Source organism: Acinetobacter sp. FDAARGOS_558 (genome assembly GCF_003937785.1).
GTDB classification, from domain to species: domain Bacteria; phylum Pseudomonadota; class Gammaproteobacteria; order Pseudomonadales; family Moraxellaceae; genus Acinetobacter; species Acinetobacter baumannii.
The window spans coordinates 2,371,714-2,391,251 of the sequence record NZ_RKJH01000001.1; the positions used below are offsets into that span (position 1 = coordinate 2,371,714).

General features: G+C 39.8%; 13 protein-coding genes, 2 tRNA genes, 3 rRNA genes and 2 pseudogenes. 11 read left to right on the forward strand and 9 right to left on the reverse strand.

Annotation, left to right across the window (positions count from 1 at the left end; genetic code table 11):
• Positions 1–177: 177 nt before the first annotated feature.
• The gene (locus EGT34_RS11435; protein ID WP_001252439.1) at positions 178–1,470 is read left to right on the forward strand and encodes a lytic murein transglycosylase; all 1,293 of its coding nucleotides are present in this window, start codon (positions 178–180) and stop codon (positions 1,468–1,470) included.
• 49 nt (positions 1,471–1,519) lie between these two features.
• Here EGT34_RS11435 and EGT34_RS11440 read toward each other — a convergent pair whose 3' ends face one another.
• From EGT34_RS11440 to EGT34_RS11465, 6 genes and pseudogenes are all read right to left on the reverse strand, one after another.
• Positions 1,520–1,906, reverse strand: a complete 387-nt coding sequence (locus tag EGT34_RS11440) for a hypothetical protein (protein WP_001985173.1) — start codon at positions 1,904–1,906, stop codon at positions 1,520–1,522.
• Between the two features lie 101 nt (positions 1,907–2,007).
• Positions 2,008–3,018 (reverse strand): M57 family metalloprotease, encoded by a 1,011-nt coding sequence (locus EGT34_RS11445; RefSeq protein WP_001253214.1) that lies wholly within the window; start codon positions 3,016–3,018, stop codon positions 2,008–2,010.
• 81 nt (positions 3,019–3,099) lie between these two features.
• Positions 3,100–4,017 carry a matrixin family metalloprotease gene (locus EGT34_RS11450; RefSeq protein WP_024437380.1) on the reverse strand — a complete coding sequence of 306 codons (918 nt, stop codon included), beginning with the start codon at positions 4,015–4,017 and terminating at the stop codon, positions 3,100–3,102.
• A 331-nt stretch (positions 4,018–4,348) separates the two neighbouring features.
• Complete coding sequence (dnaK, locus tag EGT34_RS11455; RefSeq protein ID WP_001062605.1) at positions 4,349–6,289, reverse strand: molecular chaperone DnaK; 1,941 nt, start codon at positions 6,287–6,289, stop codon at positions 4,349–4,351.
• Between the two features lie 153 nt (positions 6,290–6,442).
• A complete protein-coding gene (gene grpE / locus EGT34_RS11460) occupies positions 6,443–6,997 on the reverse strand; it encodes a nucleotide exchange factor GrpE (protein ID WP_001262786.1) in 555 nt (184 codons plus the stop codon).
• A gap of 128 nt (positions 6,998–7,125) precedes the next feature.
• Positions 7,126–8,054, reverse strand: a pseudogene (locus EGT34_RS11465) (LysR family transcriptional regulator).
• Positions 8,055–8,161: 107 nt separating this feature from the next.
• Between EGT34_RS11465 and EGT34_RS11470 the strand changes: the two are divergent.
• Both EGT34_RS11470 and EGT34_RS11475 read left to right on the forward strand, forming a co-directional pair.
• Positions 8,162–9,028: an MBL fold metallo-hydrolase gene (locus EGT34_RS11470; RefSeq protein ID WP_000765244.1), complete on the forward strand. Its 867-nt coding sequence runs from the start codon at positions 8,162–8,164 to the stop codon at positions 9,026–9,028.
• 391 nt (positions 9,029–9,419) lie between these two features.
• Positions 9,420–9,650, forward strand: a complete 231-nt coding sequence (locus tag EGT34_RS11475; RefSeq protein ID WP_000733015.1) for a hypothetical protein — start codon at positions 9,420–9,422, stop codon at positions 9,648–9,650.
• Between the two features lie 173 nt (positions 9,651–9,823).
• On the opposite strand, the gene EGT34_RS11480 is transcribed toward EGT34_RS11475, so the two are convergent.
• Positions 9,824–10,150: a hypothetical protein gene (locus EGT34_RS11480; RefSeq protein ID WP_001274778.1), complete on the reverse strand. Its 327-nt coding sequence runs from the start codon at positions 10,148–10,150 to the stop codon at positions 9,824–9,826.
• A 210-nt stretch (positions 10,151–10,360) separates the two neighbouring features.
• Between EGT34_RS11480 and EGT34_RS11485 the strand changes: the two genes are divergently transcribed.
• From EGT34_RS11485 to EGT34_RS11520, 8 genes and pseudogenes are all read left to right on the forward strand, one after another.
• Entirely contained in the window at positions 10,361–11,431 is a 1,071-nt protein-coding gene (locus EGT34_RS11485; RefSeq protein WP_000123590.1) for an alpha/beta hydrolase, read from the forward strand.
• 143 nt (positions 11,432–11,574) lie between these two features.
• A complete protein-coding gene (locus EGT34_RS11490) occupies positions 11,575–12,132 on the forward strand; it encodes a peptidylprolyl isomerase (protein WP_002020154.1) in 558 nt (185 codons plus the stop codon).
• A gap of 391 nt (positions 12,133–12,523) precedes the next feature.
• Positions 12,524–14,060, forward strand: a 16S ribosomal RNA gene (locus EGT34_RS11495).
• Between the two features lie 59 nt (positions 14,061–14,119).
• Positions 14,120–14,196, forward strand: a tRNA-Ile gene (locus tag EGT34_RS11500).
• Positions 14,197–14,251: 55 nt separating this feature from the next.
• Positions 14,252–14,327, forward strand: a tRNA-Ala gene (locus EGT34_RS11505).
• Between the two features lie 340 nt (positions 14,328–14,667).
• Positions 14,668–17,559 (forward strand): 23S ribosomal RNA (locus tag EGT34_RS11510).
• A 184-nt stretch (positions 17,560–17,743) separates the two neighbouring features.
• A 5S ribosomal RNA gene (rrf, locus tag EGT34_RS11515) occupies positions 17,744–17,858 on the forward strand.
• The 16S, 23S and 5S rRNA genes sit together here with 2 tRNA genes alongside, the layout of an rRNA operon.
• Positions 17,859–17,980: 122 nt before the next feature.
• Positions 17,981–18,332 (forward strand): annotated as a pseudogene (locus EGT34_RS11520) (ankyrin repeat domain-containing protein).
• A gap of 45 nt (positions 18,333–18,377) precedes the next feature.
• Here EGT34_RS11520 and EGT34_RS11525 read toward each other — a convergent pair.
• Both EGT34_RS11525 and EGT34_RS11530 read right to left on the reverse strand, forming a co-directional pair.
• Complete coding sequence (locus tag EGT34_RS11525) at positions 18,378–18,920, reverse strand: NADPH-dependent FMN reductase (protein ID WP_024437462.1); 543 nt, start codon at positions 18,918–18,920, stop codon at positions 18,378–18,380.
• Between the two features lie 134 nt (positions 18,921–19,054).
• Positions 19,055–19,537 carry an FKBP-type peptidyl-prolyl cis-trans isomerase gene (locus EGT34_RS11530; protein ID WP_000136002.1) on the reverse strand — a complete coding sequence of 161 codons (483 nt, stop codon included), beginning with the start codon at positions 19,535–19,537 and terminating at the stop codon, positions 19,055–19,057.
• Position 19,538: the final 1 nt, after the last annotated feature.

A 19,538-nucleotide genomic window follows, 5' to 3' on the forward strand; every position in this document is an offset into this window, starting at 1 on the left:
TCATCTTGTGAGGAAAGTTTTAAATTCAAAAATAGAGGGGAAATTTGAATTTAAAACTCTGGAAATGAATTTAAAGAAGTAATTATGAATTCAAATTTACGATTTCTCTCTGAAAAATTTGAGTCCATAATGGTATGGTACTTACAAATTTAAATTTAAAAATTGAACTAGGATAATATGCGACGTTTTTCTTGTATTGTTGGGTCTGTATTTTTGGCGATGACCCAGGCTCAAGCAGAGCTGGTAATTAATGGTTCTACAATATCTAGTAATGCGACTGTTCCAGTAACGAATAGTGATACTTATACGCCTAATAATAATTTCCAGAGCTGTTTGGCAAATTTACGTTCACAGGCTATTGCTGCTGGTGTTTCAGGTAGCACTTATGATCGCTATACGCAAAATTTAACACCAGATTACTCGGTGATTGATAAGTTAAATTACCAACCAGAGTTTTCGACACCGATTTGGGATTATTTGTCTGGTCTGGTAGATGAAGAACGTGTTGCTCTTGGAAAACAAAAACTTGCACAACACCGTGATGTTTTAAATCGTGCTTCTCAAGTGTATGGTGTGCCTGCGGAAACCATTGTGGCAGTATGGGGCGTTGAAAGTAATTTTGGTGATATCTCTGGAAAATATCCTTTATTACAAGCGCTTGGGACTTTAAGTTGTGAAGGGCGCCGGCAAAGTTATTTCCGTACTGAGTTTTTTGCCACAATGCGTATTTTACAGCGTGGTGACTTAACCGAAGATCAACTTAAAGGTTCATGGGCAGGAGCATTTGGTCATACTCAATTTATGCCATCAACTTATGAACGCTTAGCGGTTGATTTTGATGGAGATGGCCGACGCGATTTAGTATCGAGTACTGCAGATGCATTGGCATCAACGGCTAATTTCTTGAATAAAGCAGGTTGGCAGACGGGTATGCCTTGGGGTTTTGAAGTTCAAATTCCAGCAGGCATGTCAATTGATGGAGAAGGACGACGCTCGAAAAAACCATTAAGCAGTTGGAGTGCGCGAGGAGTAACACGGATTGATGGTTCGCCACTAATACAAGGTCCTTTGTCTGGTAGTACGCCAGCCGGTTTAATGGCTCCAGCAGGACCAAGTGGACCAGTATTTTTAGTATTTAAGAATTTTGATGCTATTTATAGTTACAACGCTGCGGAAAGTTACGGGCTTGCAATTGCACATTTGTCTGATCGCTTAAGAGGAGCAGGTCCATTTGTTAGCTCTTGGCCAACTGATGATCCTGGTACTTCACGTGCAGAGCGTCGTGAAATTCAGCAATTTTTGATTAATCGTGGTTATGATATTGGTGCTGTTGATGGATTGATTGGCGATAAAACCCGTGTTGCTATTCGTCAGGAGCAAACCCGTTTAGGTTTAAATCCAACAGGACGGGCAGGGCAACAAATTTTACGTGCATTCCGCCAAGAACAAGCACGAAAAATGATGCAATAAAATATTAAATAAAAAAGGTCTGCATATGCAGACCTTTTTTATTAAACAGCTAAACTATAGATTGATCTAGCTTAACTGCTTCCAATATATCAAAAATAACTGAGGTAACATCTTGGCTTAAATCACGGTCATTAAAGATTTCATAAGCAGTAATTGTGACATCTGTATCACTTGGTAGCTGCTTTTGTTCTTCTTCAATTAGGTGCTCGATAGGCAATAATGTCTGCTTAACTTCCAGATGTAAAATATCTTTATATTCAATATTTTCATCTTCAAGCTCAATTTCTTGCTCATTGAAGTAAGGTAATAAAATAGAATGAAGATAAGGTTTAAGTTCAATAATATCAAATAGTTCGATATCTCGAGTTTGCTCAATCGTACTAATGTGATCGTTTACTTCAATCAGGATATGATAATAACTCATCTTGATCTCCATTCTATTTTAGACGGCTCTTATAACCACAATAACATGACTTTGACATGAATTTCGTTGTATCTATTTATAAAATAGATACATCGTATGAGTTCAGTATCTAATTATTGAGGTAAAGCGCTTAATAGATCACGATCAGCATCAGTTAAAATATTACTTTTTTTATCGCTATCTTTTCGAACTGAGTACATTAAAGCACCCGGTTGATCACTATGTTTTAAGCCAAGTGCATGGCCTAATTCATGAGCAATTGTTAAACGTAAATCATCAATAGAACTATATTCATAGATCATGATTTGTTTACCGTTATAAATACCTTTCTTAAATACATCAGCTTGGGCATTTTGCTTAAACTGATTTAATGATTGATTGAATTCATCATTAATCTGGTTAAAGTGAGTAACCTTTTTATTTAAGTCTGCAGCTTGCTGATTATAAGCAGCGATATCTTTCTTTAAAGCAACTGTCTGTTTCTGTAAATCTTTCTGAGTTTTCGAAAGTGATTTTGCAGTGTATTCAGGTGCTAATTTTCCTTCCTTAAACTGCATCATCTGTTGATCAAAATTCTTCAATTTCTCATTTAAGATCTGTTTTTTATTTTCAAGATCCGATTGAGTTTGACTTAAATTTTGCTTCAACTGTTTAATTTGTTGTTGCTCATCAATTACACGTTGTTGGTCTTGTTTGAACTGAGAAGCGATTTTTTGACGCTCTGCTGAACGATTTTGGCTGTCATCGTATACAAGACGAATTTCTAACTTTGCATTTGGGTCATAAGTAAAGTAATTTTTACCTGTACCTTCTTTCCAAATATCAGCAGCTTGCTGTGTAATCTGGATCAATTGCTCTTGACTTAAACCAAAACGAGGGTCAACTTCAGCAATTTTATATGTCAAATGTTGAACATTTTTTTGCTGAACTTGGGTGTGTAGGGGAGTCGCAAGATTAGCATTAGCCTGAAAATTAGAAAAAGCAAAGGCCATGCCTAATAACAAAGAAGTTAAACGCATAATCAAAGGGGGGAGATTTGAAAAAAAACGTATTATAAGAATATAAAATGAAAAATCAATCAAAAAATATACAATTTCGACAAAATAATGAGACTTTCGTCTCATTATTTTTTACCAAATGCCAAATTATTTTTTAGTAAAAATTGAATAGTTTTTATTTTATTTAGTTTATTTAATCAGTTAGTTTTAATGATTTTCGTCATTTGAACCATATAATGTAGCCAATAGATCTAAATCTGAATTTGTTAATTTGAAGTTATGAATATCCTGCTCTCTTAAAAGAGGATACATCAAAGATTTAGGATCATCGGTATGTTTTAAACCTAATGCATGTCCAAACTCATGAGCAAGTGTTAGGCGCAAATCATCGAATGAAGTAAAGCCATAAATCTGAATTTGGTTTTGACTAAACAAGCCTTTATGAAAAGTCTTTGAGCCAGAAGTCGTGCTCAAATTAAATTGCTCAATAGATTGATTAAGCAGGCTTTGTTGTTGATTTATTTGCTTAATTTGTCTATTAAGCATTTCTATTTTATTGCTATGTTGAGAAAACTTTGTTTGTAATTCTAACGAAAGCTGGCTTAACTCAGCTTGGCGTTTGTTTAAACTGCTTTGAGTAAATTGCCCATAGTTTCCTTGATTAAAAAGAGATACATCTTTTTGATATTGTTCGAATTTATAATTAAGATTCTCTTTTTCTTTATTCAAAAGAGAGGTTTCCTGATCAATTTGTTGTTTAAATAAAAGAATAGCTTTATTTTTCTCTCTCCATTCTTCCTGCTGCTTTAATAGCTCATTTATACTATTTTTTCTTTCATTTTTAGTAGCTTGTTGGTTGTCCAATACTAAATTAATAGTAAGCTCTGCTTGAGAATCATAAATAAAATAGGTTTTCCCAGTTTCTTTTTGCCAAATTTCAGCTGCTTCTTTACCAATTTGAATAAATTGTTCTTTCGTTAATTCAAAACGTGGATCTATATAATCAATCCTATATTTTAAAGGCTGATTAAAAGAAATATTTGATAAATTGTTTTGAGCAAAAGCAGCTACCTGTAAGCTTATACTGAAGTATAAACTTATTCCCCACCATAGAAATTTTTTCATGGCAAAAATAAAAATATAAATAAATTCTTATTGTTAGGATGTAATCCTTATTCGTCAAAGTGATAAAAATGACCAGAGATAGCGATTGTTTTGTGAAATTGCTAAAGAAAGAGAATAAATAAATGCATGTGTTTGGCATTAATGGAAAAATTAATGGATTTCATAACAGTGATTTTAATTTTTTAAAATATCTATAAATAATAAATAGTTAATTTTTATAATTGACTATTATGCCTATTAAGTTCATGGAAATATATAAAAAATATTATTGTTACTTTTTGTAAATAATAAAAAAACCGCGCTTTCGCGCGGTCTTTTTTAAAGAGACAAATTATTTTTTGTCATCTTTTACTTCAGTGAACTCAGCATCTACAACGCCATCGTCTGCTTTTTGTTGACCAGCATCACCACCTTGGAATGCATTTGGATCGAAACCTTCAGCACCGCCAGCTTGTTGTGCTTGTTCATAAGCACGTTGAGTGATCGGCATTAAGATGTTTTGTAAAGCTTCAGTTTTCGCTTTGATTGCTTCAACATCATTTTCTTTTGTTGCTGCTTCAAGTTCAGAAACTGCTGTATTTACCGCTGTTTTTTCATCTTCAGTTACTTTGTCACCAAGATCTTTAACAGCTTTGTTTGAGCTTGAAATTAATGCATCAGCTTCGTTACGAGCTTTTGCAAGTTCTTCAAACTTACGGTCTTCTTCAGCATTTGCTTCTGCATCTTTAATCATCGCTTCGATTTCAGCATCAGATAAACCTGAGTTTGCCTTAATCTGGATCGATTGCTCTTTACCAGTGCTCTTGTCTTTTGCAGACACTTTCAAGATACCGTCAGCGTTAATATCGAAAGATACTTCAATTTGTGGCACACCACGTGGAGCAGGTGGGATGTCACCTAACTGGAAGTTACCCAACAATTTGTTTTGTTGAGCCATCTTACGTTCACCTTGGTAAACTGAAATATCTACCGCTGGTTGGTTATCAGCAGCAGTAGAGAACACTTGTGATTTCTTCGCAGGAATCGTTGTGTTTTTCTCAATGATTGGTGTTAATACACCACCCATTGTTTCAATACCTAAAGTTAATGGTGTTACGTCAAGAAGCAATACGTCGTTCTTGTCACCAGACAATACAGCACCTTGAATTGCAGCACCGATTGCAACTGCTTCGTCAGGGTTCACGTCTTTACGTGGCTCTCTACCGAAGAATTCTTGTACTTTTTGTTGTACAAGTGGCATACGAGACTGACCACCAACTAAGATGACGTCAGAGATGTCAGAAGTCGAAAGACCAGCATCTTTAAGAGCAATCTTACAAGGTTCGATAGTACGAGCAACTAAATCAGCAACTAAACCTTCAAGTTTTGCACGAGTTACGTTGATCACTAAGTGTTTAGGACCAGTCGCATCAGCAGTGATGTATGGAAGGTTGATTTCAGTTGCATTCGAAGAAGAAAGCTCGATTTTTGCTTTTTCAGCAGCTTCTTTCAAACGTTGTAACGCAAGTGGATCGTTTTTCAAGTTTACGTTTTGTTCTTTCTTGAATTCTTCAACCAAGTATTCAATTAACGCGTTATCGAAGTCTTCACCACCAAGGAAAGTATCACCGTTAGTTGATAACACTTCAATTTGTTGGTCGCCATCAAGGTCCGCGATTTCAATGATAGATACGTCGAATGTACCACCACCTAAGTCGTAAACTGCAACTTTACGGTCGCCTTCTTTTTTGTCCATACCGAACGCAAGTGCAGCAGCAGTTGGTTCGTTAATGATACGTTTAACATCTAAACCAGCGATTTTACCCGCATCTTTAGTTGCTTGACGTTGAGCATCGTTAAAGTAAGCAGGAACGGTAATTACCGCTTCAGTTACTGTTTCACCTAAATAATCTTCTGCAGTTTTTTTCATCTTTTTCAAGATTTCAGCAGAGATCTGTTGAGGTGCTAGTTTTTTATCGTTTACTTCAACCCAAGCATCACCGTTGTCTGCTTTGATGATTTTATAAGGTACAAGACCGATGTCTTTTTGTACTGCTTGATCTTCATAACGACGACCAATTAAACGCTTGATCGCGAATAATGTATTTTTAGGGTTTGTTACTGCCTGACGCTTAGCGCTTTGGCCCACTAAGATCTCGCCATCTTTATATGCAATGATCGATGGAGTTGTACGTGCGCCTTCTGCGTTTTCGATTACTTTTACTTTATCGCCTTCAAGTACAGCAACACATGAGTTGGTAGTACCTAAGTCAATACCAATAATTTTTGCCATTTGGTGTGTTCCTCTAAAATTCTGTTGCAATGTTTTTGCTTGTTATTCGATATGAGAGTCAATCGGTTTTTTTCAAGCATTTTTATGAAAAAAAATCAAAAAACTCTCAAATTCTTGGGCTTTTAGCAAAGAGATGCTTTGCTTTTGCTCATTTTATTGACCAACCATAACCATAGCAGGGCGCAATAAGCGGCCATTTAAGGTATAGCCTTTTTGTAAAACGGTACCGATTTCATTTGCTTTTGCATTTGGATCAATGCCAACAGCTTGGTGTAAATCTGCGTTGAAACCATTTTGAGTATCAGCTTCTACAACGCCAAATTTCTCAAGAGTCGTTAAAAGTGACTTTAAGGTTAACTTAACACCTTCAAGTACAGGCGTTTCTTCATCGCCAGCTGCCTGAATTGCGCGTTCTAAATTGTCGACAGAGTCCAACAATTCTTTTGCAAATTTCTCAAGCACAGTCTCTTTATGCTTCTCAGACTCACGCTGAATACGCTCTACACTTTTTTGTGCTTCGTAAACTGCATTGGCAGTACGAGCTTTTTCAAGCTTAAGATTTTCTTCTAGTTTAGTGATTTGCGCTTGTAAAGATTCAACGGTAACGTCGTTTGCTTGCTCTGCACCTTCAGCCTGAGTTTGCTCGTTAGATTGCTCAACTTGCTCATTTTGAATGTCTTGAGCTTGCTCGTTTTGCTCATTAGCCATTGATGATCTCCGTTTAAATGGGTTTTTAAACATGTACAGTCCTTTTTGGCATCAGTATTTACTGTGTAAAACCTGAACTGCCATGCATATGCTGTAATTCATTAATAGGGATGAAGTATGGGCATTGCCTAAAAATTCAAGCGTACACGGCAATTTAAAGCTTTTAATTTTGCGGTTTTAAGTAAAAATCTAAATTTTCGATCATAAAAGCTATAAATTCTTGAGTAATCCGGGGTAAATGTTGTCTAGAAGCATACACGACCGACAAGCTTAACTCCGGAGCCGTAAAATTTTTAAATAAAGCTTTTAAGCGTTTTTCTTTTAAATCTCTCTCAACTAATAATGTAGGCAACATTGCAACTCCCTGTGCATGTAAGCACATGTCGTAAAGTGCATTCACATCATTACTTTTAAAAGTGACATTTAAAGGATAGTTCTGAGGTTGTTGTTCATTATCAAAAAGTGTCCAGAATTGATGCTGGCTATGATGTGCAATACATTCGTGTTGAATGAGTTGACGAGGATGGAGTAGGGGACTGTGCTGTTTTAAATAATCAGGATGAGCACAGAAAACGGATTCAATTTGACAAACTGGCCGTGCAATTAAACCATCTGCGACTTTTTGAGTAATGCGTAGTGCCAAGTCCACTTGTGCATCTATAAGATCCATCGTGCTTTCAGTCAGGTATACATCAAACTGAATATGAGGGTGCTGTCTCTTAAATTGCCGAATACATTCCGCAACCCCAAGTTCAAATAGAAATAATCCGCATGTAAAACGGATTGTACCGTTGTGTTGTTCAGGCGCTGCGAGTTCTTGTAAAAGTTGTTGCTGCTGTAAAATATTTTCGCAGTAGAGCAGGGCTTTTTCACCTGCGGGTGTAAGAGATATTTTTCGGGTATTTCTCTGAAATAGTCGAGTTGAGAACGTATGTTCAAGGTGCTCAAGATAACGCGAAACCATTGCACGAGAATAATTAAGATGCTCTGCGGCTTTAGTTAAATTACCGTGTTGTGCAATAGAAACAAAGACCTGAATGGCTTTTAAAGTATCCATATGTCTAGCTATTATTACAATATATGCAACAGTTTATCTTAAATTAGTGCGTTTATCTTACATAAATTGCAATTTAAAGTGTTCTTCATGAAACAGGAGAATACCTAATGAAATTATTTAAATTAACCGCTTCCGCACTTGCTACTGCTACGGCATTAACTATGGCTCAGTCAGCTCTTGCTCAAGATCTGAAAATTCAGAGTTTTCTGGCTAAACCAGAGCACTTTGGTGTCACCTCAACCTTAATAGAAGGCGACAAAGAAGTTTTACTGGTTAATGCACAATTCTCAAAATCTGAAGCATTGCGTATTGCTGCAAATATTCTCGATAGCGGTAAAACATTAAAAACTATTTTCGTAAGCTATGGCGACCCGGATTATTATTTCGGCTTAGATGTATTTAAACAGTATTTCCCGAATGTACAGATTATTGCTACGCCGGAAACAGTAAAGCATATTCAGGATACTCAAGCGCTTAAAGTTAAATATTGGGGGCCACAAATGGGTGCAAATGCACCTAGCCAGATTATTGTGCCTCAAGCTTACACTGCTAAAACTTTAAAACTTGAGAATGAGTCAATCGAGATTAAAGGTAAAAAAGAGCTTACTTATTTATGGGTTCCTTCTGCAAAAGCAGTTGTGGGTGGTATTCCGGTATCTTCAGGTATTCATTTATGGATGGCAGATACACCTAAAACCAAAGATCGTGTGGAAGTCATTCAATCTTTAGAAAGCATCAAAGCACTACAACCTAAAATTGTTGTACCTGCTCATATGGTTGAGGGAGCTCCACAAGGTTTAGATGCTGTTAACTTTTCGATTAACTATTTAAATAGTTATGAAAAAGCAGCTAAAGCAACTAAAAATGCTACTGAGCTGAGCAAGCTCATGCAGAAGCAATACCCAACGCTTCAAAGTGTTGATAGCTTAGAGCTCGGCGCTAAAGTGGTAAAAGGTGAAATGCAGTGGCCATAATCTAGCGTTTAAGCCATATTAACTTTCAAGAAAGCCGTGACAATTCACGGCTTTCTTACAGAAAAATCAATTTTAAAAGTCAAAAAGCTCTGTAACAATCTACGCAACTTGTATTGCGTTTCTATAAAGGGAAATATTTTGAATATATCTGTCAAATAGAGAAAAAATTAAAAATTGATAAAATTAAACAAGTGCTTATCTATAGTTTCATTTATAAAATAATATAGTTGATTTAAGAAAGTAATTTTAATAAAAAATTGCAGAATTTGTACCGCTATTACTACAAAAGACAACCAATGATACGCACGTTGAGAAAAAAAATTGTGAATTATAGGCAGCGCGAAGATGAACTTTGCATTTAAATGTTTGTCGTAATGAAAGGAAAGCTATCATGAAAAAATTAGGTCTTATCTCTGTAGTACTTGCTGGTGTTGCATTTACAGCTGTTGGTTGTGCATCAGAAGCTGGTTTAAACGCTTCTGGTTCTGCTCAAACAAGTGCTAGCCCATCTGGCGTACAAGCTGGTGTTGGTGTAGATGCAGGTGTTTCTGGTCAAGCTCAACCAGGTCAAGTTGATGCTGGCGCTTCTGGTTCAGTTTCAGGTTCTGCAACTGCTCAGTAATTTGCTGCTAAAAATAAGAGATATGAGTTTATAGAACGTATATGTTCAAGATGCCGATACATATATGAAATGAGCTGCTACTCATTTTTCTATAAATTAGAGAGAGTTTATATTCCTCAAAAAAGCCCCAAGAGACTTATTGCTTTGGGGCTTTTTATATAGAAGTAGTATGTTTAGTCATCATGACGATAATCTCTATGATCATGATCTCGGTCTTCTAAGCGTTTCTTCTCCCATTCACGATGTCGTTTTTCCCATTCACGACGGTCCTTTTGCTGTTCACGAATATCTTTGCGTTGTTGTTCATATAATCTTTTACGCTCTTCCCAACGTTTGCGTTCCCACTCACTATATCGACGTCCATCGTTACGGTCATAACGATCGTCATCATGATCATGGTAACCATAACCACCGCGATAATAAGGATCATCTGTATAAGCAACACAGCCTACAGTTAAAAGACTGGTTGCTAACAAAGTAACAACTAGTTTTGCTGACATAGCAGTACCTCTTTTTGTCTGTTAACAATAATTGGCAAAAAAGTCCTGTTTTAAACGACAGATTTGTTAATGACATTTGCTATAAATCAGATTAGCGTAGATTGGTTTTTACCTTTGTATCTTGATTGCATGAGTTGTATGCGAATATAGTCAAACAACAAAGAATTCTGTAGAAAATATGAAGGATAAGAGGGATTCAAGGAGACAGGCATGACAGCATTTAATCAAAAAATTCAAACATTGCTAGATAAGGGGCAAGGTCCTGCTGCTCGAGCACTCGATAGGTTACCTCGACTAGCTCAAGAGTCTCTCGCTAAAATTTTAGGATACTCTTATCAATATCCAGATCTCGATTCATTTACGAAATGCATGATGGCTGTGCAAATTAAACAGGGGAGAGTGGGATTTATTGGTTCAGACCCAATTGAATCAAGAAGAGCATTCGATGCACAAATGCAGGCCATACGCCAAAAACCAACTGATATTGAGTTAGTAGAAGATATTCGCTTACCCCTACAAAGCGGGACTATCTTTGCTAGGCATTATCATCCTGCCCCTAATAAAAAACTGCCCTTAATCGTGTTCTATCATGGAGGTGGTTTTGTTGTAGGTGGTTTGGATACTCATGATGAGGTTTGTCGCTTATTAGCAAAATATGCAAAAGTACAGGTGCTCAGTATCGACTATCCTTTAGCACCTGAAGTTTCACCACAACATTTAATTCAATCATGTGAAGATGCATTAGCTTGGGTTTATCAAAACCGCAGACAATTAAAAATATTAAAAAGTAGAATTGCTGTCGCAGGGGATAGCGCTGGCGGAAATATTAGTACTGTCGTGGCGCAAAGATCAGTAAATAAAGCTTATGCTCCGCAGGCACAATTATTGATTTATCCTACAGTCGACTTCAAAAGCAGACATCCTTCATTTTATGCTTATAACGAAGGGCTAGTCTTAACAAATACTGATATTGACTATGTCACACAATATTATGCAACGCATCATAATGTAGAACTTGATGATCCAATAATTTCACCTACCTATGGCAATCTAAAGAAAAACCCGCCCGCTTTTGTGATTACAGCGGGGCATGATGTTTTACATGATGAAGCTAAAATATATAGTCATAAGTTAAGACAAAATGGCGTGAAAATGTATTATGAAGAATTTCCGGATCAGACTCATGGCTTTATTAACCTGACTCCGATTTCTAGAAAAGCAAAACGTTATACGATCGAAATTAGTAAAAACTTTAGAAAGTTTTGGGATAAAAATAGTTAAGTAAGCTGATTAATCCATGTTTCACGTGGAACGTGGATTAATATAAAAGCTATATAAAGCTATTAATAAATACTCACTAGAATTGTTTGCCGTAGGCGATTAGATTTAACGGTTAATTATTTATAAAGTTGTTGTAGGGCAATATGAAAAAATTACTGATGTTGTTGTGTTTAGGAGTAAGTAGTCACTCAGTGTGGGCGAATACCTTAGTTGAGATGCAAACAAATTTAGGCAACATCGAAATAGAGTTATACGATGATAAAGCACCAATGAGTGTGAATAACTTTAAAGGCTACATAAAATCTGGTTTTTATAAAGAGACCATCTTTCACCGTGTCATTCCAGGATTTATGGCTCAAGGTGGCGGAATGACTGCGAACATGCAGGAAAAGACAACACGAGCACCTATTAAAAACGAAGCGGGAAATGGTATTGCCAATACACGAGGTACTTTGGCGATGGCCCGTACTTCAAATCCTGATTCAGCAACTAGCCAGTTTTTTATAAATGTTGCAGACAATAACTTTCTTAACCGTTCACCAGGAAATCCCGGATATGCTGTTTTTGGTAAAGTGGTCAAAGGAATAGATGTAGTTGACCGTATAGTTCAGGCTCCTACATCAAACTATGGCATGCATCAAAACGTACCAAAACAGCCTATAAAGATAGTAGATATAAAAATCAAAAATTCTCAAAAATAAATTAACCATATAAATCAGCTATTTAATTATTTTTAAAATTTTATTTGGCTGAAAAAGAACCGGTCGAGCGCGCATATTTATAAAAGTGCTTGCGTACCGGTTTTTTTTCCCTATAATGCACTCATCCCGACGCGATACACGAGAATATCTTAGCTTACAGGGTTAAGATGAAGGTTTTGTATTGCGTTGAATTCTGTCTCTGATGAGGAGCAGAAAAATCATTAAGAGAATTGAAGAACAACTTGTGTGGATTTTTACTGATTGATTAATCGAAATAATTTTCATTGATTGATTGGTTTAAATTACTCGAAGTTTATTTGAGCGAAATTTAAGTCAGTAATTGATGAGCCAGAATTGGCACCTTGTCTATAAATAAGGTGCAAAATGATTTTAACTGAAGAGTTTGATCATGGCTCAGATTGAACGCTGGCGGCAGGCTTAACACATGCAAGTCGAGCGGGGGAAGGTAGCTTGCTACTGGACCTAGCGGCGGACGGGTGAGTAATGCTTAGGAATCTGCCTATTAGTGGGGGACAACATCTCGAAAGGGATGCTAATACCGCATACGTCCTACGGGAGAAAGCAGGGGATCTTCGGACCTTGCGCTAATAGATGAGCCTAAGTCGGATTAGCTAGTTGGTGGGGTAAAGGCCTACCAAGGCGACGATCTGTAGCGGGTCTGAGAGGATGATCCGCCACACTGGGACTGAGACACGGCCCAGACTCCTACGGGAGGCAGCAGTGGGGAATATTGGACAATGGGGGGAACCCTGATCCAGCCATGCCGCGTGTGTGAAGAAGGCCTTATGGTTGTAAAGCACTTTAAGCGAGGAGGAGGCTACTCTAGTTAATACCTAGGGATAGTGGACGTTACTCGCAGAATAAGCACCGGCTAACTCTGTGCCAGCAGCCGCGGTAATACAGAGGGTGCGAGCGTTAATCGGATTTACTGGGCGTAAAGCGTGCGTAGGCGGCTTATTAAGTCGGATGTGAAATCCCCGAGCTTAACTTGGGAATTGCATTCGATACTGGTGAGCTAGAGTATGGGAGAGGATGGTAGAATTCCAGGTGTAGCGGTGAAATGCGTAGAGATCTGGAGGAATACCGATGGCGAAGGCAGCCATCTGGCCTAATACTGACGCTGAGGTACGAAAGCATGGGGAGCAAACAGGATTAGATACCCTGGTAGTCCATGCCGTAAACGATGTCTACTAGCCGTTGGGGCCTTTGAGGCTTTAGTGGCGCAGCTAACGCGATAAGTAGACCGCCTGGGGAGTACGGTCGCAAGACTAAAACTCAAATGAATTGACGGGGGCCCGCACAAGCGGTGGAGCATGTGGTTTAATTCGATGCAACGCGAAGAACCTTACCTGGCCTTGACATACTAGAAACTTTCCAGAGATGGATTGGTGCCTTCGGGAATCTAGATACAGGTGCTGCATGGCTGTCGTCAGCTCGTGTCGTGAGATGTTGGGTTAAGTCCCGCAACGAGCGCAACCCTTTTCCTTACTTGCCAGCATTTCGGATGGGAACTTTAAGGATACTGCCAGTGACAAACTGGAGGAAGGCGGGGACGACGTCAAGTCATCATGGCCCTTACGGCCAGGGCTACACACGTGCTACAATGGTCGGTACAAAGGGTTGCTACACAGCGATGTGATGCTAATCTCAAAAAGCCGATCGTAGTCCGGATTGGAGTCTGCAACTCGACTCCATGAAGTCGGAATCGCTAGTAATCGCGGATCAGAATGCCGCGGTGAATACGTTCCCGGGCCTTGTACACACCGCCCGTCACACCATGGGAGTTTGTTGCACCAGAAGTAGCTAGCCTAACTGCAAAGAGGGCGGTTACCACGGTGTGGCCGATGACTGGGGTGAAGTCGTAACAAGGTAGCCGTAGGGGAACCTGCGGCTGGATCACCTCCTTAACGAAAGATTGACGATTGGTAAGAATCCACAACAAGTTGTTCTTCATAGATGTATCTGAGGGTCTGTAGCTCAGTTGGTTAGAGCACACGCTTGATAAGCGTGGGGTCACAAGTTCAAGTCTTGTCAGACCCACCATGACTTTGACTGGTTGAAGTTATAGATAAAAGATACATGATTGATGATGTAAGCTGGGGACTTAGCTTAGTTGGTAGAGCGCCTGCTTTGCACGCAGGAGGTCAGGAGTTCGACTCTCCTAGTCTCCACCAGAACTTAAGATAAGTTCGGATTACAGAAATTAGTAAATAAAGATTGAGATCTTGGTTTATTAACTTCTGTGATTTCATTATCACGGTAATTAGTGTGATCTGACGAAGACACATTAACTCATTAACAGATTGGCAAAATTGAGTCTGAAATAAATTGTTCACTCAAGAGTTTAGGTTAAGCAATTAATCTAGATGAATTGAGAACTAGCAAATTAACTGAATCAAGCGTTTTGGTATGTGAATTTAGATTGAAGCTGTACGGTGCTTAAGTGCACAGTGCTCTAAACTGAAATGTTGAAGTTACTAACTTGTAGGTAACATCGACTGTTTGGGGTTGTATAGTCAAGTAATTAAGTGCATGTGGTGGATGCCTTGGCAGTCAGAGGCGATGAAAGACGTGATAGCCTGCGAAAAGCTCCGGGGAGGCGGCAAATATCCTTTGATCCGGAGATGTCTGAATGGGGGAACCCACCTACTTTAAGGTAGGTATTGCAACATGAATACATAGTGTTGCAAGGCGAACGAGGGGAAGTGAAACATCTCAGTACCCTTAGGAAAAGAAATCAATTGAGATTCCCTCAGTAGCGGCGAGCGAACGGGGATCAGCCCATTAAGTTATGTGTGTTTTAGTGGAACGCTCTGGGAAGTGCGAACGTAGAGGGTGATATTCCCGTACACGAAAGGGCACACATAATGATGACGAGTAGGGCGAGGCACGTGAAACCTTGTCTGAATATGGGGGGACCATCCTCCAAGGCTAAATACTCCTGACTGACCGATAGTGAACCAGTACCGTGAGGGAAAGGCGAAAAGAACCCCTGTGAGGGGAGTGAAATAGATCCTGAAACCGCATGCATACAAGCAGTGGGAGCACCTTCGTGGTGTGACTGCGTACCTTTTGTATAATGGGTCAGCGACTTATATTCAGTAGCGAGGTTAACCGTATAGGGGAGCCGTAGAGAAATCGAGTCTTAATAGGGCGTTTAGTTGCTGGGTATAGACCCGAAACCAGGCGATCTATCCATGAGCAGGTTGAAGGTTGGGTAACACTAACTGGAGGACCGAACCCACTGTCGTTGAAAAGCCAGGGGATGACTTGTGGATAGGGGTGAAAGGCTAATCAAGCCTGGTGATAGCTGGTTCTCCCCGAAAGCTATTTAGGTAGCGCCTCGGACGAATACCATAGGGGGTAGAGCACTGTTTCGGCTAGGGGGTCATCCCGACTTACCAAACCGATGCAAACTCCGAATACCTATGAGTACTATCCGGGAGACAGACTGCGGGTGCTAACGTCCGTAGTCAAGAGGAAAACAATCCAGACCGCCAGCTAAGGCCCCAAAATCATAGTTAAGTGGGAAACGATGTGGGAAGGCATAGACAGCTAGGAGGTTGGCTTAGAAGCAGCCACCCTTTAAAGAAAGCGTAATAGCTCACTAGTCGAGTCGGCCTGCGCGGAAGATGTAACGGGGCTAAAACTATGTGCCGAAGCTGCGGATGTATACTTTGTATACGTGGTAGGGGAGCGTTCTGTAAGCCGATGAAGGTGTGTTGAGAAGCATGCTGGAGGTATCAGAAGTGCGAATGCTGACGTGAGTAACGACAAAACGGGTGAAAAACCCGTTCGCCGAAAGACCAAGGGTTCCAGTCCAACGTTAATCGGGGCTGGGTGAGTCGACCCCTAAGGCGAGGCCGAAAGGCGTAGTCGATGGGAAAATGGTTAATATTCCATTACTTCTGTGTAATGCGATGAGAGGACGGAGAAGGCTAAATCAGCCTGGCGTTGGTTGTCCAGGTGAAAGGATGTAGGCATGTATCTTAGGCAAATCCGGGGTACTCTATGCTGAGATCTGATAGCAAGCTGTACTTGTACAGCGAAGTGGTTGATGCCATGCTTCCAGGAAAAGTCTCTAAGCTTCAGTTACACAGGAATCGTACCCGAAACCGACACAGGTGGTCAGGTCGAGTAGACCAAGGCGCTTGAGAGAACTCTGCTGAAGGAACTAGGCAAAATGGTACCGTAACTTCGGGAGAAGGTACGCTGTTGTTGGTGATGGAACTCGCTTCCTGAGCTGACGACAGCCGCAGAAACCAGGCCGCTGCAACTGTTTATTAAAAACATAGCACTCTGCAAACACGAAAGTGGACGTATAGGGTGTGATGCCTGCCCGGTGCTGGAAGGTTAATTGATGGGGTTAGCGTAAGCGAAGCTCTTGATCGAAGCCCCAGTAAACGGCGGCCGTAACTATAACGGTCCTAAGGTAGCGAAATTCCTTGTCGGGTAAGTTCCGACCTGCACGAATGGCATAATGATGGCGGCGCTGTCTCCAGCAGAGGCTCAGTGAAATCGAAATCGCTGTGAAGATGCAGTGTACCCGCGGCTAGACGGAAAGACCCCGTGAACCTTTACTGCAGCTTGACACTGAACTTTGACCTTACTTGTGTAGGATAGGTGGGAGGCTTTGAAGCTGGAACGCTAGTTCCAGTGGAGCCGTCCTTGAAATACCACCCTGGTAATGTTGAGGTTCTAACTCTGTCCCGTGATCCGGGACGAGGACCGTGTCTGGTGGGTAGTTTGACTGGGGCGGTCTCCTCCTAAAGAGTAACGGAGGAGTACGAAGGTGCGCTCAGCGTGGTCGGAAATCACGCGTAGAGTATAAAGGCAAAAGCGCGCTTAACTGCGAGACCCACAAGTCGAGCAGGTACGAAAGTAGGTCTTAGTGATCCGGTGGTTCTGTATGGAAGGGCCATCGCTCAACGGATAAAAGGTACTCTGGGATAACAGGCTGATACCGCCCAAGAGTTCATATCGACGGCGGTGTTTGGCACCTCGATGTCGGCTCATCTCATCCTGGGGCTGAAGCAGGTCCCAAGGGTATGGCTGTTCGCCATTTAAAGAGGTACGCGAGCTGGGTTTAGAACGTCGTGAGACAGTTCGGTCCCTATCTACCGTGGGCGCTGGAAATTTGAGAGGATCTGCTCCTAGTACGAGAGGACCAGAGTGGACGAACCTCTGGTGTACCGGTTGTGACGCCAGTCGCATCGCCGGGTAGCTATGTTCGGAAGGGATAACCGCTGAAAGCATCTAAGCGGGAAGCCTACCTCAAGATAAGATTTCCCTAGGACTTTATGTCCTCTAAAGAGCCGTTCGAGACTAGGACGTTGATAGGTTGGATGTGGAAGCATAGTGATATGTGAAGCTGACCAATACTAATTGCTCGTGAGGCTTGACTATACAACACCCAAGCAGTTGTATATGAAGCATCAATCGATTCATAAACATGCAAAGCAACTTGATTTAGTTATACCTCTAGCTAAAATGAACAGATAAAGTAAGATTCAATCAGCCCAGTCTGTTACAGATTTGGAAAACGCTTCGGCATTAAATAAGACCTAAGCAAGTATCCATAAACAGTTGTGCTGGCGACCATAGCAAGAGTGAACCACCTGATCCCTTCCCGAACTCAGAAGTGAAACCTCTTAGCGCTGATGGTAGTGTGGGATTACCCATGTGAGAGTAAGTCATCGCCAGCTCATTATTCTAAACACCCCAATCTCAAAAGAGGTTGGGGTGTTTTTTTATTGCAAGAAAGAAATCAATAGAGAATTATTTAAATATAGAACTACAAATCATTTTTGGATGCTTACTCGGTTCTATGGATATAATGAGGAAGTTTTTTTATTTTTGGTGTCCCCGTGAAAATTAATTCTTTCTCTCCCATACCTGAAGATGATGAAGAACTCTCTCTTCCAGAACTGATTTATTGGGCATCTTTAGGTGATCTAGAGCAAGTAAAACAATTATTAATAGATGGAGAAGACCCTAATCAGACTGATGATGAAGGGTATAGTGCTTTGCAAGCAGGGGCTGAGAATGATCATTTAGAGATAGTGAAGCTATTAGTTGAAAAAGGGGTGCATGTCCCTTATAAAAGCGAATATACAGCACTACAGCTTGCAGAAATGGCGGGTAATACTGACATAGTGAATTATTTAAAAAGTTTATAAAATTAAAAAGCCCCTTTTATTTAAAAAGGAGGCTTTTTGTTCAATTTAAGACAAATGATATTTCTGTAGTTTCTCAACAATTGATTGAAGTCCTTTTACTTCAAATTCATTGGCTTCAAACTTTTCATCTTTATTGCGTTTGAAGATATCTCGTATTTCGATCACAGCATTTGGGTCAACAATACTTAAACTTGAAGTGACTTGGCGTATTTGGCTAATAGAACGAGAACCATTTGTTGAGCCATAACCTATAAATGCGGCTGGTTTGCCGCTCCATTCCTTACCAACATAGTCCAGTGCATTTTTTAAAGCTGGGCTATAACCGTGGTTATATTCTGGGCTAATAAAGATAAATGCATCAGCTTGGGCAATTTTATCAGCCCATTCTTGTTGTTTAGTTTGATCATAAATACCTGTAGCAGGTGGGTGAGAACCTGAAAATAAGGGTAGATTCCATTCTTTTAAATCAATTACTTCTGTTTGAAAATCTTTTAGATTAAATGTGGGTATTGTTGTTTCTAACCAATTGGCAATTTTAATAGCTGTGCGCCCTTCGCGAACACTTCCGACGATAATATAGACCAGCATATGTTTTTCCTAAGGATTTTTATCTTTATAACTTAATTCATTATATAGGTGCGTGAGAATATAGAATTTGTAAGGATTCTTATGTCATCAATAAAAGTTAAATAATAAAAAAGCCCTCAATCGAGGGCTTTTTTTTACATGATCTTAATGCCTTGCTGACCAGCTGGAGTCACTTTAAATATCTCTACTTCAAAAGTAATATTTTTGCCGGCTAGAGGATGGTTGAAATCAATTTCAGTAATATCATCATTTACTGACTTCACAACACCAAATAAAGTTGCTTTTGCTTTATCTTCAAACTCGATCATGTGACCAGGAATAGGTCGTTGTTCGAATTTAACTGTATCAAAAGTTTGTATATTTTCAGGATTCCACGGACCAAAAGCATCTTCTGGTGGTAGATGTACTGTACGTCGATCGCCTGCACGTAAGCCAAGAAGCGCTTTCTCAAAACCTGGTAACAAGTTACCGTCGCCAATAGTCAAGCTAACAGGCTCTTCACGGCTACGTGTATTATCAATTTCTACACCATTTTCGATAGCAACAGAAAAGTGTAGGTCAACTTTAGAACCGTCAGTAATACGAATTTCTTCATTAGGTTGAATAATTTCGGTCATA

Coding starts and splice junctions, on each gene's coding strand:
- EGT34_RS11435 (WP_001252439.1), top strand. CDS start 178: ATGCGACGTTTTTCTTGTATTGTTGGGTCTGTATTTTTGGCGATGACC.
- EGT34_RS11440 (WP_001985173.1), bottom strand. CDS start 1,906: ATGGAGATCAAGATGAGTTATTATCATATCCTGATTGAAGTAAACGAT.
- EGT34_RS11445 (WP_001253214.1), bottom strand. CDS start 3,018: ATGAGACGAAAGTCTCATTATTTTGTCGAAATTGTATATTTTTTGATT.
- EGT34_RS11450 (WP_024437380.1), bottom strand. CDS start 4,017: ATGAAAAAATTTCTATGGTGGGGAATAAGTTTATACTTCAGTATAAGC.
- dnaK (WP_001062605.1), bottom strand. CDS start 6,289: ATGGCAAAAATTATTGGTATTGACTTAGGTACTACCAACTCATGTGTT.
- grpE (WP_001262786.1), bottom strand. CDS start 6,997: ATGGCTAATGAGCAAAACGAGCAAGCTCAAGACATTCAAAATGAGCAA.
- EGT34_RS11470 (WP_000765244.1), top strand. CDS start 8,162: ATGAAATTATTTAAATTAACCGCTTCCGCACTTGCTACTGCTACGGCA.
- EGT34_RS11475 (WP_000733015.1), top strand. CDS start 9,420: ATGAAAAAATTAGGTCTTATCTCTGTAGTACTTGCTGGTGTTGCATTT.
- EGT34_RS11480 (WP_001274778.1), bottom strand. CDS start 10,150: ATGTCAGCAAAACTAGTTGTTACTTTGTTAGCAACCAGTCTTTTAACT.
- EGT34_RS11485 (WP_000123590.1), top strand. CDS start 10,361: ATGACAGCATTTAATCAAAAAATTCAAACATTGCTAGATAAGGGGCAA.
- EGT34_RS11490 (WP_002020154.1), top strand. CDS start 11,575: ATGAAAAAATTACTGATGTTGTTGTGTTTAGGAGTAAGTAGTCACTCA.
- EGT34_RS11525 (WP_024437462.1), bottom strand. CDS start 18,920: ATGCTGGTCTATATTATCGTCGGAAGTGTTCGCGAAGGGCGCACAGCT.
- EGT34_RS11530 (WP_000136002.1), bottom strand. CDS start 19,537: ATGACCGAAATTATTCAACCTAATGAAGAAATTCGTATTACTGACGGT.